The 12994-nt window shown below is 69.7% G+C and carries 12 protein-coding genes; 3 read left to right on the top strand and 9 right to left on the bottom strand.

What is annotated here, in order from left to right; translation table 11 throughout:
- Positions 1-79: 79 nt before the first annotated feature.
- Both glnA and DJ017_RS13410 read right to left on the bottom strand, forming a co-directional pair.
- Positions 80-1489 carry a type I glutamate--ammonia ligase gene (glnA, locus tag DJ017_RS13415; RefSeq protein WP_111529187.1) on the bottom strand — a complete coding sequence of 470 codons (1410 nt, stop codon included), beginning with the start codon at positions 1487-1489 and terminating at the stop codon, positions 80-82.
- Between the two features lie 44 nt (positions 1490-1533).
- Positions 1534-1872: a P-II family nitrogen regulator gene (locus DJ017_RS13410; protein WP_111529186.1), complete on the bottom strand. Its 339-nt coding sequence runs from the start codon at positions 1870-1872 to the stop codon at positions 1534-1536.
- A 357-nt stretch (positions 1873-2229) separates the two neighbouring features.
- Between DJ017_RS13410 and DJ017_RS13405 the strand changes: the two genes are divergently transcribed.
- The 3 genes from DJ017_RS13405 (at position 2230) to DJ017_RS13395 (ending at position 4642) form a co-directional block, all read left to right on the top strand.
- A complete protein-coding gene (locus DJ017_RS13405; RefSeq protein WP_111529185.1) occupies positions 2230-2799 on the top strand; it encodes a histidine phosphatase family protein in 570 nt (189 codons plus the stop codon).
- Positions 2800-2812: 13 nt separating this feature from the next.
- Complete coding sequence (locus DJ017_RS13400; RefSeq protein ID WP_111529184.1) at positions 2813-4258, top strand: NAD(P)H-hydrate dehydratase; 1446 nt, start codon at positions 2813-2815, stop codon at positions 4256-4258.
- Positions 4259-4372: 114 nt separating this feature from the next.
- Positions 4373-4642 (top strand): hypothetical protein, encoded by a 270-nt coding sequence (locus DJ017_RS13395; RefSeq protein ID WP_111529183.1) that lies wholly within the window; start codon positions 4373-4375, stop codon positions 4640-4642.
- On the opposite strand, the gene DJ017_RS13390 is transcribed toward DJ017_RS13395, so the two are convergent.
- Genes DJ017_RS13390 through DJ017_RS13360 form a run of 7 tightly spaced genes read right to left on the bottom strand, consistent with a single transcriptional unit; the run spans position 4643 to position 12918 of the window.
- On the bottom strand, positions 4643-5662 hold the full coding sequence (locus DJ017_RS13390; protein WP_111529182.1) for a DUF2891 domain-containing protein: 1020 nt from the start codon (positions 5660-5662) through the stop codon (positions 4643-4645).
- Positions 5643-6596 carry a DUF979 domain-containing protein gene (locus DJ017_RS13385; protein ID WP_111529181.1) on the bottom strand — a complete coding sequence of 318 codons (954 nt, stop codon included), beginning with the start codon at positions 6594-6596 and terminating at the stop codon, positions 5643-5645. Before DJ017_RS13385 ends, DJ017_RS13390 begins: the two co-directional genes overlap by 20 nt.
- Complete coding sequence (locus tag DJ017_RS13380; RefSeq protein WP_111529180.1) at positions 6593-7270, bottom strand: DUF969 domain-containing protein; 678 nt, start codon at positions 7268-7270, stop codon at positions 6593-6595. The genes DJ017_RS13385 and DJ017_RS13380 overlap by 4 nt, the downstream gene beginning before the upstream one ends.
- Positions 7271-7304: 34 nt before the next feature.
- Positions 7305-8090 carry a 16S rRNA (adenine(1518)-N(6)/adenine(1519)-N(6))-dimethyltransferase RsmA gene (gene rsmA, locus DJ017_RS13375; RefSeq protein ID WP_227000221.1) on the bottom strand — a complete coding sequence of 262 codons (786 nt, stop codon included), beginning with the start codon at positions 8088-8090 and terminating at the stop codon, positions 7305-7307.
- Positions 8091-8143: 53 nt separating this feature from the next.
- Complete coding sequence (pdxA, locus tag DJ017_RS13370) at positions 8144-9142, bottom strand: 4-hydroxythreonine-4-phosphate dehydrogenase PdxA (protein WP_111529178.1); 999 nt, start codon at positions 9140-9142, stop codon at positions 8144-8146.
- Complete coding sequence (locus DJ017_RS13365) at positions 9139-10506, bottom strand: peptidylprolyl isomerase (protein WP_111530101.1); 1368 nt, start codon at positions 10504-10506, stop codon at positions 9139-9141. Before DJ017_RS13365 ends, pdxA begins: the two co-directional genes overlap by 4 nt.
- Before the next feature lie 42 nt (positions 10507-10548).
- Positions 10549-12918, bottom strand: a complete 2370-nt coding sequence (locus DJ017_RS13360) for an LPS-assembly protein LptD (protein ID WP_111529177.1) — start codon at positions 12916-12918, stop codon at positions 10549-10551.
- Positions 12919-12994: the final 76 nt, after the last annotated feature.

The raw sequence follows: 12994 nt of genomic DNA, 5'->3' as shown, positions 1-12994 counted from the left end.
ACCACCACCTTGGGTGCTGGAATCGAAAGGGCCGCGGATATGATCCGCGGCCCTCGAACTTCACGTCAGGTTCTGACGACTAGCACTTGAAGTACATGTCGAATTCCACCGGATGCGGGTGGAGTTGGAGGCGCATGACCTCCTCCATCTTCAGCTCGATGTAGGCGTCGATGAAGTCGTCGTCCATGACGCCGCCCTTCTTGAGGAAGGCGCGGTCCTTGTCGAGGTTCTCGAGCGCCTCGCGCAGCGAGCCGCAGACTTCCGGGATCTTCTTCTGCTCGCGCGGCGGGAGGTCGTAGAGGTTCTTGTCCGCCGGCGCGCCCGGATCGATCTTGTTCTCGATGCCGTCGAGGCCGGCCATCAGCAGGGCCACAAAGGTCAGGTAGGGGTTGCCCATGGGGTCGGGGAAGCGGGCTTCCAGACGCTTGGCCTTCGGGCTGTCGACGTGCGGGATGCGGATCGAGGCCGAGCGGTTGCGGGCCGAGTAGGCCAGCTTCACCGGGGCTTCGTAGCCGGGCACGAGGCGCTTGTAGGAGTTGGTCGTCGAGTTCGAGAAGGCGTTGATGGCCTTCGCGTGCTTGATGATGCCGCCGATGTACCACAGGCACAGGTCCGAGAGGCCGGCGTACTTGTCACCGGCGAACAGCGGCTTGCCGTCCTTCCAGATCGACTGGTGCACGTGCATGCCCGAGCCGTTGTCGGCGAACATCGGCTTGGCCATGAACGTCGCCGTCTTGCCGTAGGCGTGGGCCACGTTGTGGATCACGTACTTATAGAGCTGCATCCGGTCGGCCATGGTGATCAGCTCGGCGAACTTCAGGCCGAGTTCGTGCTGGGCCGGCGCCACCTCGTGGTGGTGCTTCTCGGGCTGCATGCCGAGCTCGCCCATGACCGCCAGCATCTCGCCGCGCAGGTCCTGGCCGGAATCGACCGGGTTCACCGGGAAGTAGCCGCCCTTCGGGCCCGGGCGGTGGCCCATGTTGCCTTCCGGATAGACCTTGCCCGTGTTCACCGGCAGTTCGGTGGAGTCATAGGCATAGCCCGTGTTGTGCGGGTCGGTGCTCCAGCGGACGTCGTCGAACACGAAGAACTCGGCTTCCGGACCGAAGAACACCGTGTCACCGATGCCGGCCGACTTGGTGTAGTTCAGCGCCGCCTTGGCGATCGAGCGCGGGTCGCGGTTGTAGGGGGTGCCGGTGTCGGGGTTCACCACGTCGCAGAACAGCGCCAGGGTGGTCTGCTGATAGAACGGGTCGATGATCGCGGTGTTGAGGTCCGGCCGCAGCTTCATGTCGGACTCGTTGATCGCCTTCCAGCCGGCGATCGAGGAGCCGTCGAACATGGTCCCGTCGGTGAGGAAGTCCTCGTCGACCAGGTCGATGTCGAAGGTCACGTGCTGCATCTTCCCGCGCATGTCGGTGAAGCGGACGTCGACGTACTTGACGTCCTTCTCCTTGATCATCGCCTGGATGTCCTTGGCGCTCGGCATTGGCAGTCCCCTTTTGGTGTTGTCTCGATGGGTTGGAAGGTCGGCTAGACGGCGGCGGGTCCGGTTTCGCCGGTTCGGATCCGCATGACGTCCAGGATGTCGGAGACGAAGATCTTGCCGTCGCCGATGCGCCCGGTGCGCGCGGCGGTGGCGATCGCCTCCAGCGCGCGCTCTAGCTGGTCATCGGGCACGACCACCTCGATCTTGATCTTCGGCAGGAAGTCCACGACGTACTCGGCGCCGCGGTAGAGCTCGGTCTGCCCTTTCTGGCGCCCGTAGCCCTTCGCCTCGATCACCGTCATGCCCTGGACACCCAGCTCCTGCAGGGCTTCCTTCACTTCGTCCAGCTTGAACGGCTTGATGACGGCTTCGATCTTTTTCATGGCCCGACTGGTCTCGCCCCCGGTTCGCGGCGGACCCAGCACCTTGCGGGCAGGGCGCGCAAGCGCGGGGCTCGCCGTTCATCGCGTTCGCGCCTGCGAAATCAGCGGGCGCCCAGAAAATAGGCGCCGTGAGCCCAAAAAGCGCGCAGGGCGGGTTTGCGCTTGAGAACCGTTCTCCTCGCCCGCGGATCGGCGCGCGGCCGCGCCGGAAGCGCTCCAAAATGGCCGGCGCGTCATCGCCACGTCATCGGCTTGCCTCAGTTCGCTTCAACAGGTCATTTGGCCGAAGTCGGGTGGGCGCGCGCGCCTGCTGAAGTTTGTGGCGGATCGGACGCGCCGCCGAATAGGGATCGACCCATGCCTCGCCTCTACCTCATCCGTCACGGCAAGCCCGCCTCCACCTGGGGCGACGCGGACGCCGACCCGGGCCTCGACGAGACCGGCCAGGCCCAGGCCGAGGCGGCGCGCGACTGGCTTTTGTCCCTGCCTGAGGCAGAGCGGCCGCAGCGTGTGGTCAGCTCGCCCCTGCGCCGCTGCCGCGAAACCGCCGAACCGACCGCCCGCGCGCTCGGCGTGGCAGTGGAGATCGATCCTATCGTCGGCGAGATCCCGACCCCCGAGGCGCTGCATCCCACCGAACGCGCCTCCTGGCTGCGCAAGGTGTTCGAGGGCACCTGGCGCGAGATCCAGGGAGATCTCGACTATGACCAGTGGCGGCGCGAGATCGTCGGCTCCCTGCGGGCCCGCGGCGACACCGCGGTCTTCTCGCATTACGTGGCCATCAACGCCGTGGTTTCCCATCTGCTCGACGACGACCGGGTGCTGCACTTCCGTCCCGACCACGCCTCGATCACCGTACTGGAGACCGATGGCCAGGGCTTGACCCTGGTGGCCAAAGGACGCGAAGCCGTCACCGGTGTCCTCTAGAGGGGAGATCGCCTTGGCGCCGCGCCAGATCCTCACCGTCGCCGAGACGGCCCAGGCCGACAAGGCGGCCATCGCCGCCGGGACGCCCGGAACCGTGCTCATGGAGCGGGCGGGGACCGCCGTCGCCGACGCGATCTGTGCGCGCTTCCGCCCGCAGCGCGCGATCGTCGCCTGCGGGCCGGGCAACAACGGCGGCGACGGCTATGTTGTCGCCCGGCTCCTGAAGAACCGGGGCTGGCCGGTCGAGGTGAGGGCGCTCGCTCCGCCGGCGACCGAGGACGCCAGGGCCGCGGCCACCCAATGGGACGGCCAGGTCGCGCCGCTCGAAGGCGATTTCGCCGGCGCACTGGTCGTCGACGCGCTGTTTGGCGCAGGCCTTGCGAGACCACTCGACGGCCTCTCCGCCGCGGCCGCGCAGAAGATGTCCGTCGCCTCCGAAAGGGTCGTCGCCGTCGACATCCCGAGCGGCCTGCCCGGCGACACGGGCAAGCCCGTGGGCCCCTGTGTCTCCGCTGGCCTGACGGTCACCTTCCACGCCCGCAAGCCGGCCCACGTACTGGAGCCGGGCCATGGCCGCTGCGGCGAAGTGATCGTCGCCGACATCGGCCTCGGCGCGACCTCCGCGCGGCTGTTCGAGAACGGCCCCGATCTCTGGCTGCCCCGCTTCCCCTGGCCCGACGCGTCCAGCCACAAGCACGCCCGCGGACGCCTTATCGTGGTTTCCGGCGAGGCGTGGAGCACCGGCGCCGCCAGGCTCTCCGCCCGTGGCGCGCTCCGGATCGGCGCGGGCCTCGTCACGGTCTTCTCCCCGCCGGACGCCGTTGCCGCCAACGCCGCCCACCTGGAGGCGGTCATGCTGCGTCCCTTCGAGACCGACCTCGAACTCGAGCAGGGCGCGGCCCACGTCGACGCCGCCGTCATCGGGCCGGCCGCCGGCGTCTCGGAGACCACGCTGCTCAACGTCTTGGCCCTGGCGCGCACCGGCGCCGCCCTGGTGCTCGACGCCGACGCCATCACGGTCTTCCGCGACGACCCGGAGGAGCTGTTCTCCGTGCTCGATCGCGACGATGTCCTCACGCCTCACCCCGGAGAGTTCGAGCGGCTGTTTCCCGGCCTGCTCAACGGCGCTCCCGAACGGATCACCGCCGCCAGGCGCGCGGCCGAGCGCGCCGGGGCGGTGGTTCTTCTGAAAGGCTCGGACACGGTCATCGCCGCTCCCGACGGCCGGGCCGCCGTGAACATCAACGGCTCGCCCTGGCTCGCCACCGCCGGATCCGGGGACGTGCTCGCGGGCTTCATCGGCGGGCTCGTGGCCCAGGGGATGGAGAGCTTCGAGGCGGCCTGCGCCGGCGCCTGGATCCACGCCGAATGCGCCGAGCTGCACGGCCCCGGGCTGATCTCTGAAGACCTGCCGGGCCTGGCGCCGACGGTGCTCCGCCGGCTCTACGAGGAGCGTTAACCCTTCGTCCCCAGGCGGCGGCCGCTCTGTCCACAGTCGAGGCGGCCAACCCCTTTGCCCTTTCGCGCGATTCGGTCGCACCGTGTCCTCACGCCACACCTCCAGGAGCCGTCGATGGACATCGAACGCCTCTCGCCCCTCAGCCGGGACCTGCTGCGCCAGGCGCTGCCGGACGGCCGGCTCGTCAATGTGCTCTATCGGGGCGGATCGCGGGTCGAGACCGGGTTCGAACGCGAACGTCGCTGCTTTGCGCTCGGCGAGCGGGGCTGGCTGAGCTTCGCCGGCTGGGAGGGCGCACCGGCCGACGGCGAGGAATGCCTGTCGAAGTGGGAGCTGACGCGCGCCGCCCAGGTGCTTCTGGCCGAGGGGCTCGCGCAGGCCTGATCAATCGCCCGCGGTGAGCGCCAGGAGCGCGAAGCTCGCGAGCCAGTGCTCGCCCATGTAGTCCCCGGCCACGTGCGGCAGGCTCGCCGCGAGATGACGCTGTGCAGCCCCTTCGGCTGCGATCGCCATGGGCTCCGCATCGGGCAGGGCGGCGGCGATACCGCGCCAGCACCAGGCGCGCGAGAGGTTCAGGCCGTCCAGGTGGGCGATCTTGCCGTCGGTACGGTCGCTGACCACGGCCGGCGAGAAGAGGGCGGCGGGCTGCTCCTCGGCCGCCCGCGGCAGGAAATCCGCAAGCCAGGCGCGGAACTCGTCGGCCGGCAGGTAGCGGCGGACGCATTCGGCCTCCACCAGCGTCGGCGAGAGGAAGTCGTCGAGCGACGGCTCCCAGGCCGGCGCATCCCTGTCCGCCAGGTACCAGTCCCGCACCTTGCCGCGGAACTGCTCCAGCAGGGTCGTGTCGCCGGCGCGGACGGCGTAGTCGTGGCTGATTGTCAGGGCGAAGGCGGTGCTGGAATGCACGCCGGTGCGGATCGGATAGACGGCGTTCGGAAGGAAGGCGCGAAACCGGTCGGCGAACGCCTCCGCCAGCGGCCTCAGGGCCGCCGCCCAGCGATGGTTGTCGTGCAGCAACAGCTCGGCCTGCAGCGCGAGCAACCAGCCCCAGCCGTAGGGCCGCTCGAACCCGCGGGCGGAGGGCCGCTGCAGGTAGTGCAGCTCGCCGGCGACCATCTGCGGCGTGAGGTGATGGTCGAAGAGCCTGCGGATCGCGGCCGCCTCCGGGAGCTCGGGGTGGCGGCGCAACAGGCTGGCCAGCAGCCAGTAACCGTGGACGCAGGAGTGCCAGTCGAAGCTGCCGTAGAAGATCGGGTGCAGCGCCTTCGGCCCGAGCGCGTCGGCGTCGCCGTCCAGCACATGGTCCAGCTTGTTCGGATATTCCCGCGTCACGTGGCCGAGCGCGATGCGGGCGAACTGGGAAGCGATCTTCGGCGTCAGCCGATCAGTGGAAGGCGGCGACATACATCAGCACCATATTGGCGAGCAGCAGGATCAGGGCGGTGGGGATCTGCGCCTTGATCACCGCGTAACGGTCGGAGAGCTCCAGAAGCGCCGGAGGCACCAGGTTGAAGTTGGCCGCCAGCGGGGTCATCAGCGTCCCGCAAAAGCCCGACAGCATGCCGATCGAGGCGACGGCCGCCGGGTCGCCGCCGAAGCGCTTGATCAGGATGGGCAGCCCGACCCCCGCGGTCAGCACGGGAAAGGCGGCGAAGGCGTTGCCCATGATCATGGTGAAGCCCGCCATGCCAAGGCAGTAGACGGCGACCGCCGCGGCGCGGGTATCGACCGGCAGCCAGGTAGTGACGAGGTCGCCGATCACCCTGCCGACGCCGGCGAGGGCGAACACCGCGCCGAGCGCCGCCAGGCACTGGGGCAGGAGGGCGGCCCAGCCGACGATGTCCATCAGCCGCCGGCCTTCCTGGAAGGGGCTGATGAGTGGCTGGCGGAGCAGCTTCACGCCGAGGCTCACGGCGACGATGGCCGCCAGCGCCAGTGAGACCAGCGTCGCCTGCTTCGGATCGAACAGCGGCTGGCCAGCGAGGTGCAGCGGCTTCAGCACGAAGACGCCGATCAGCAGGATCACGGGCAAGGTGAGGGCAGGGACGAACAGCCGGTCGCCCAAGCGCTCGGCGAGGGCGCGGCGCTCTTCCGGCGAGGTCGTGCTCGGCTGTCCGCGTCCGAGCAGGCCCAGGCCTGCGATCAAGGCCAGGCCGACCACCAGGAACCCGTTGCCGAGGTCACCCAGCCGGTCCCCCGCCAGGAAGCTCGTGGCGACCAGACCCCAGAAGGCGGCGTTGCCCAGGCGCTTGGGGTTGTTGCGGTCCGTCGCGCTCAGCACGGCGAAGACCGCGAACATCAGGCCGACGAGCACATAGACGGCGCCGAGCTTGATCACGCGCCGGCCTCGGACCGCTTGCGGCGAAGCCGCCGCTCGAAGAGGACGAGCCGAACTCCGTGGATCAGGAAGGCGGCGATAGCGGAGGGTATGGCCCAGACCGAGAGCTGCAGGGGGTCGAGGTTGATCCCGCTCTGCGCCAGCACGCCGACCATGAGCAGGATCGAGCCGATGGCCAGGAAGATGTCTTCGCCGAAGAAGAGGCCGATGTTGTCTGTGGCGGCTGCCTGGGCGCGGATCGTCTGCCGCGCTTCGTCGCTGAGCGCGCCTTCCCGGCCCTCGACGGCGCCTTCCGCCATGGGCGCGACCAGCGGTCGGATGGTCTGGGCCTGGCCTGCGATGGACACGAGGCCGAGCGCCGCAGTGATCTGGCGGAACGCCTGATAGCCGATCAGCAGAGGGGCGAGGGACACCCCTTTGAAGCGCGCGATGAGGATCCGCGCCCGCTCCTGCAGGCCCGCGCGCTCGGCGACGCCCACGACCGGGTAGACCAGCAGCGCCACGGTCACCAACCGATTGTCGTTGAACGCCTTGCCGAGAGCCGCGACCACCTGCAGCGGCGCGAGCCCGGCCGTCACCCCGGTCACGAGCGCCGCCGCCACGACGACGAGCAACGGGTTGAACCCGGCGGCGAAGCCGGCGACCACCACGGCCACGCCCAACAAGCTCAGCATTCCGGATCCCCAAGCCTCGAGGCCGTATGGAGCCTCAACCGCGCCCCTGACGCAACGTCGTCCAGGCGTCCGCCAGGCGCAGGAACCCCGCGACGTCGACGGTCTCGGCGCGCGCCTGGGGATCGAGGCCCGCCGCCACGGCCAGCGGCTCCCCGCCGAGCGCCTTGAGGCTGGCCCGCAACATCTTGCGGCGTTGGCCGAAGGCCGCCGCGGTGACGGCCTGCAGGGCGTCGAGCCGCTTCGGCGCAGGGCGATCCGCGCGCGGCAAGAGGCGCACGACGGCCGAGTCGATCTTGGGCGGCGGGGTGAAGGCGCGCGCCGGCACATCCATGACCACGCGAGCCTCGCACGTCGCCTGCGCGATCACCGCGAGGCGGCCGTAGGCGGACGTCCCGGGCGCCGCCGCGATGCGGTCCGCGACTTCCTTCTGAAACATCAGGGTCAGGGACGCGGGCGTCCACGGGCCCGTCAGCCACTTAATGAGCAGGGGGGTGCCGACGTTGTAGGGCAGGTTGGAGACGATGTGGGCCGGGCCCCCTCCCGCCAGTTCCGCCTCGTTGGCCTCGAGCGCGTCGCCCAACACCAAGCGCATGGTCCCGCCGCTGGCCTCGACGAGTTCCTCGAGCAGGGCCCTGAACCGCTCGTCCTTTTCGACCGCCACGACCTTGGCGCCGGTCTCGAGCAGCGCCCGCGTCAAGCCGCCGGGGCCGGGGCCGACCTCGATCACCACATCGCCTGGGCCCACCTCGGCCAGGCGCGCGATCTTGCGGGTGATGTTGAGGTCGAGGAGGAAATGCTGGCCGAACGACTTCTTGGCCATCAGCCCGTGCGCGGCCAGCGCCTCGCGCAGGGGCGGCAGATCCTGGACAGCGCTCACGCCGCGCGGGTCCGGGCGATCTGGTCGGCGAGGCGGATCGCGGCGATCAGGCTGTCAGGACGGGCCACGCCGCGCCCGGCGATGTCGAAACCCGTTCCATGATCGGGCGAGGTGCGGACGATCGGCAGGCCGAGGGTGACGTTCACCCCGCCCCAGAAGTCGAGCATCTTCACCGGGATCAGCGCCTGGTCGTGGTAGATGCAGAGGGCCGCGTCGTAGCGGGTGCGCATCTCGGCCGGGAACAGGGTGTCGGCGGGGTAGGGGCCCGCGGCGTCGACGCCAGCCTGGCGCAGGGCGGCCACCGCCGGAACCACGATCTCGACCTCCTCGCGGCCGATCGAGCCGCTCTCGCCGGCGTGCGGATTGAATCCGGCGACCGCCAGGCGGGGCGCAGCGATCCCGAAATCCCGTCTGAGCGCCTGGGCAGTGACGAGACCGGTCTCGACGATCCGGTCGACCGACAGGAGGGATGGAACCTTCGCAAGCGGCGCGTGGACGGTGACCAGCGTGACCCGCAGGTCCTGCGCCGTCAGCATCATGATCGGACCGCGGGCGCCTTCGAACGGGGCCGCGGCCGTCAGCTCGCCGAGGAACTCGGTGTGGCCGGGGAATTTGAAACCCGCCTCGTAGAGTGGCGCCTTGGCGATGGGAGCCGTCACCAGGCCCGCGGCCGCGCCGCTGAGACAGAGTTCGACCCCCGCCTCGATCCACCGGATGATCGCCGGAGCGGCGGCCGCCGACGGGCGCCCCGGCGTGACCTCGGCGCCGACGGGCGAGTGCAGCACCGGCAGGACGCGCGGGAAGGCGGCTTTCGCCTGACCGGGATCGGACAGGGTTTCGATGGTCGAGGCGCCGCGCGCCGCCAGGACTTCGGCGTCGCCGATGACGAAGAACGCAGGGCCGCTCTCGCGCAGGGCCGACCAGGCCTTGGCGACGATCTCCGGACCGATTCCGGCCGGGTCGCCGAGAGAAAGGGCGAGCGGCCCCGGCGTCACCGGGTCTCGATGGTCGCCGACGTGCGCAGGTCGCGCATGTACCGCCGGGAGATCATGCTGAGCTGCTGCCCGTAGAGGCGGTTCTCGATGGCGTCATGATCCACGGCCGGCCCACCCGAGGCGCGCTTGCCGCAGACCGCCACCAGGTGCAGGCCAACATTGGTGCGGATCGGCTCGGAGACCTGGCCGACGGAGAGCGTCTGGGCGACTTCCTTGAACTGCGGCGCGAGGTCGTTCATCTCCGCTTCGCCGAGGTCGCCGGCGACGACGCCGGGCACGCTGGCGGCCGCCTTCTCGATATCGCCGCAGCCCTTCACCTGGACCCGCAGGGCCGCCAGCTTGACGCGGGCCGCTTCGACGTCGCCTTGCGAGGCGTTGGCGGGCAGGGCGATGGCCGCCTGCTTCAGGCTGACCAGGGTCTGCCCGGCGCCCGAGCGCTTGTCGCGCAGATAGATGATGTAGACGCCGTCCTTCACCTGGATCGGCTGCGACAGCTGGCCCGGGCGGAGCTGTTCGATGGCGCTGTCCACCTCGGGGGGCATCTCACCCTGGCTGATCCAGCCGGCGTCGCCGCCGTTGGCGGCGGTGGCGGAGGCGGAGAACTGGCGCGCCACCGCGGCGAAGGGCGCGCCCTGTTGCATCTGGGCGACCAGCTGCTGGGCGCCCTGCATGGCGGTGCGCATGCCGCCGACGCGGTTGGCGTCGATGAAGACCTCGCTGATCTCGTACTGCGGCTTGCTGGCCGCGGCGGCCATCCGGTCGAGCGCCGCCTTGATCTGGTCCTCGCCGATGCGGAGGCGGCTGCCGTAGCGGCCGCGGATCCAGCGCTGCCAGCTCACCTGGGCGCGGAGCTGCTGCTTCAGCGTCTCCGGACCGATGCCTTGCGAACGCATGGCCGCGAGGAATTGCTCGCCGGTCATGTTGTTCTGCTTGGCCATGCCCTCGAGTTCTTCGTTCACCTCGTCGTCGGTCGCGATGATGCTGAACTTCTGCTCCTTCTCGACGCGCTTCAGCTCCTGCAGCTGAAGACGTTCGTCGATCAGCGAGATCAGGGCCTCCCGCTCGAACTGCGGCAGGGTCTGCTCATTCGGCTGAACGCCGGAGGTGGCGATCAGCAGGCGCACGCGCTGCGACAGGTCGTAGGTGGAGATGATGTCGTCGTTGACCACGGCGGCCACGGATTCGGACACGCCCTTGGGCAGGGGCGCGGTCGCCGGGGCGGCGGGCTGGGCCGGCGCTGCGGCGGCTCCGAGCGCGCCGCGCAGTTCCTGCGCATGCGCCGCCAGCGGCAGGGCCGCGAAGGCGAGGATCGACAAAGCTGCGCCTCGCGCCGCCGAGGGGGAGACGTTACGCGCGCGCTTCATGGTTGAGATCATTCCTTCGAGCGGCCTCATGGGCCCGCATTCCTATCGCACTGTAAATGGAGAGCCCAATGTGGCGAGGGTTAGGCGCAAGGCAATCGAATCCCTCGGCCCCAGACGTCCGATGATGGTGTCTTCCCGTCTATAGATGACGTCCACCCGCGCGCAATCGTCGCGGTAGTAGACGCCGAGGTCGCGGATCACCCACGCCTTCTGGACGAGGTCGCGGTTGCCGTAGGCGGTGACGCCCCAGTTCTTGGTGACCGGCACGTCGCCGCCCATTTCGAAGTTCTCGACCCGCTGCCCCGCCGGGATCACGGTCGAGCCGACGAGCGTCGGACCCAGGGTGCTGGAGTCGTCGCGCAGATAGCGGACGAATCCCGAGCCCCACTTGCTGGCGAGGTTCGCGCCGGCCTCCGCGCGGTGGACAGTCAGGTCGTCGGCGTCCAGGCGGGCGCGTCCGAAGATGGTCAACCCGCGGATCGGCTGGGCGTCGGCCGCGACGATCCAGTCCGAGGCGCGCGGCCGCAGGCCGCTGCTGGCCGAGAAGACGGTGTTCCGGTCCGCTCGATAGCTGCGCCCGATCAGCAGGTTGGCGCGTCGTCCGTCGTCCCAGAGGACCGCCACCCGACCGCCGACGTTGAGGCGCGAGCCGTCCTCGTAGAGGTCGTAGCCAGGGAACTTGTTGGCCCGGAAGAGGGTGGTCTCGTCGAAGTCGAAGGCGACGCTGTCCTCGTTGAGGTAGACCGGCGCGCCCGTGGTGTCGCGGCCGACCACGATCTGCTTGGCCTTGGGCGAGATGGCGAGCTGAGCCACCGGCTCCAGGATGATGGTCGCGTCGTGCCAGCGTTTGAAGAACGGGTAGGTCACGTCGACGCCGGCCACGCCGAGCGCGCGCCCGGTCGTCTTCGAGGTCGTCTGCTTGCCGACCCCGGTCAGCATGTCGCCGACGCTGTAGGCGTCCGCGCGGGCCTGGACGAAGGGCTCGACCCGCAGGCCCGCCGCCGAGGTGTAGGAGGCGCGCCAGTCGAGGTCGCCGGTCACGCGCCGGCTGTCGAGGCCCGGCAGGCGGCTCGCCTGGTCCAGGGGCGACTGGTCGCGCGTCAGGGCCACGGCCGAGACGTTCACCCGCAGGCGCCCGCCCGCGATCTTCTCCGGCGCGTCGTAGTGGCCCTCGATCAGGGGGGCGACGAGCGGGAAGGTGCGGTTGTTGTCGCCGGCGCGCAGGCCCTGGAAAGTCATCGCGGCCGCGGAGAAGTAGGACCGCTGATCCTGGCGGGCCGCATAGACCTGGCTGATCAGCCGGCGATCGTCGGGGATGTAGGGACCGCGCGTCTGGTAGACGTCGCCGATCTGGTACTTGTCGAACAGCAGCGGGTCGGAGGTGTGCTCCGCCGTGAACCCGGCGCGCCAGGCGTCGGTCAGCTGGAAACCGCCGCGCGCCAGGATGTAGCTGCGGTTGGTGTCGGTTCCGAACTTCTGACCCTTGCCGTCGAAATCCTTGTCGTGGGTGTAGCCGAACCGGACGTCGACATCGCCCGAGTAGAAGCGCTTGCGGAATTGCCCGTTCAGGAACGGGTTCACCTTGGTGTTGAGCTGCGGGCTGAGGATCAGGTCCGCGTAGGGCGAGAGCACGAAAAGGTAGGGCTGCTCGTAGGAGAAGCCGCGACGGTCGGAGGCCTGGATCTTCGGCGCCAGAAGGCCCGAGGCGCGCGGCGCCGACGGGTCGGCGTGCCAGAACACCGGCAGATAGAGGATCGGCACGCCGAGCACGTGCACGCGGGCGTGGCGGTAGTAGACGACCCGGTGGACCTTGTCCTGGACCACCCGCTCGGCGCTGATCGACCAGGTGGGGGTCTTGGGGTGGTCGTTGGCGCAGATCGGGCAGGGGGTGTAGATCGCCCGGTTCAGCTCCTGGATCGACTCGGAGCGGCGCACGGCGGTCGCGCCGGCGAGCTTGATGTTCTCCTGCAGGCGGGCGGAGAAGCCCTGGGCGACGCCCGCCCGCATCTTGTCGTCGAGCACGAACTCGTCCGCGTATTCGACCGTGCCGTCGGCGTTGACGATGGTCACGTGGCCGAGCGCGCGGATCACGCCCTGGCCGTCCGATTCGCCTTCTTCGTAGACCACCTTGTCGGCGCGAAGGGTGCGGCCCTGGTAGCGCACCTCGACGGAGCCCTCGGCCGTGGTGATCTTGTTCTTGTCGTCACGGATGACCTGATCGGCCTCCATGTACATTTCGCCAGGCTGCAGGCCATCGGGCACGGGCGCCGGCACCGGGCTCGTCGTGGGGCGCAGCGGCCGCGCGATCCGCGTCTGGGCCAGAGCCGGTTCGGCGCAGAGCACCGCCATCGCCGCACCGGCGAGCAGCGCGCACTTGGCGGCGGCAGATGTCGGGCGCCGGCGCGATCTCATCTGGTTCGGATTCCCTCTCCCGGCGCGACCCTGCGGCGAAGCACGGCCTGCCCGATGCATAGCGGGGTAGCCCAAG

The sequence above is a fragment of the Phenylobacterium soli genome (assembly GCF_003254475.1).
Taxonomy (GTDB): Bacteria; Pseudomonadota; Alphaproteobacteria; order Caulobacterales; family Caulobacteraceae; genus Phenylobacterium; species Phenylobacterium soli.
The sequence above is the reverse complement of the archived record's forward strand: the minus strand, read 5'-3'. Positions and strand labels throughout refer to the sequence as shown.

Bases quoted from the DNA above. Each gene is read 5' to 3' on its own strand.
- DJ017_RS13390 (WP_111529182.1), bottom strand. From the start codon at position 5,662: ATGTCGCCGCCTTCCACTGATCGGCTGACGCCGAAGATCGCTTCCCAG.
- DJ017_RS13405 (WP_111529185.1), top strand. From the start codon at position 2,230: ATGCCTCGCCTCTACCTCATCCGTCACGGCAAGCCCGCCTCCACCTGG.
- DJ017_RS13365 (WP_111530101.1), bottom strand. From the start codon at position 10,506: ATGAAGCGCGCGCGTAACGTCTCCCCCTCGGCGGCGCGAGGCGCAGCT.
- rsmA (WP_227000221.1), bottom strand. From the start codon at position 8,090: ATGGCCAAGAAGTCGTTCGGCCAGCATTTCCTCCTCGACCTCAACATC.
- DJ017_RS13380 (WP_111529180.1), bottom strand. From the start codon at position 7,270: ATGCTGAGCTTGTTGGGCGTGGCCGTGGTGGTCGCCGGCTTCGCCGCC.
- glnA (WP_111529187.1), bottom strand. From the start codon at position 1,489: ATGCCGAGCGCCAAGGACATCCAGGCGATGATCAAGGAGAAGGACGTC.
- DJ017_RS13410 (WP_111529186.1), bottom strand. From the start codon at position 1,872: ATGAAAAAGATCGAAGCCGTCATCAAGCCGTTCAAGCTGGACGAAGTG.
- DJ017_RS13395 (WP_111529183.1), top strand. From the start codon at position 4,373: ATGGACATCGAACGCCTCTCGCCCCTCAGCCGGGACCTGCTGCGCCAG.
- DJ017_RS13360 (WP_111529177.1), bottom strand. From the start codon at position 12,918: ATGAGATCGCGCCGGCGCCCGACATCTGCCGCCGCCAAGTGCGCGCTG.